Origin of the sequence: Moraxella sp. (genome assembly GCF_024227015.1) — a bacterium.
Lineage (GTDB): Bacteria > Pseudomonadota > Gammaproteobacteria > Pseudomonadales > Moraxellaceae > Moraxella.
The window spans coordinates 1-684 of record NZ_JAAELD010000229.1; the positions used below are offsets into that span (position 1 = coordinate 1).

Below are 684 nucleotides of genomic sequence, written 5' to 3' on the forward strand. Positions count from 1 at the left end.
CGTAAGTCTTTTATTCGTCCAGGTTTTAAATTCCTCGCCTTCTTGCCTGTCACTTGTGACCTGTTATAACTCTCTAAGCTATATTTATCATGCGCCCCGGGCTGGGTTATCTTCTCGCCGTTGCGGGATAGGCTAGCACCCTCACCATAACGCACTATCTGCTCATCTAGCGGTACGTCATAGCTTTTATAAAATGGCGCTTTTAGCCTTTCAGACATCGGCATGTCCATCCTGTCTTGCACTAGTCGGGCTTCGGTTTCGCCTGCTAGTGATTGATATAACTTATACGGGTCATCCTGTATAATCATAGGGCTTATATTTAGCTTCTCAGCCATCGCGGCGTCATATGTTTCTCTAGCATATTGATATTCTTCCGACCCTTTAGGATATACATCCAAATCTTTGGCTGATTTGCTAAGCTCATTATTTAAATGGCGGACACGCGCCAAAGCTTCAGTTTTCGTTTGGTACATTGATTCAGGACTACCACCCCGCGCCATGCCTTCACGTTGCTGGATTGCGTGCTGTAGTTCGTGCAAGGTTGTGGATTTATTGACAGCTATATCGTGCGATGAACCCGCCCCGCCTCTTGGTACTTGTGTTATTCCCACATCAATTATCCCTCCTTCGCTATACGCACCCGCATCCCCCAGCGTTTTACTAGGCTTCATTAATAACCGCCTA

General features: G+C 46.5%; 1 protein-coding gene. It reads right to left on the reverse strand.

Translation table 11 applies throughout. From position 1 onward, the window contains the following. On the reverse strand, positions 1 to 671 hold a 671-nt coding region (locus GY683_RS05350), incomplete at its 3' end, for a hypothetical protein (protein WP_297287763.1). Between the last annotated feature and the right edge of the window lie 13 nt (positions 672 to 684).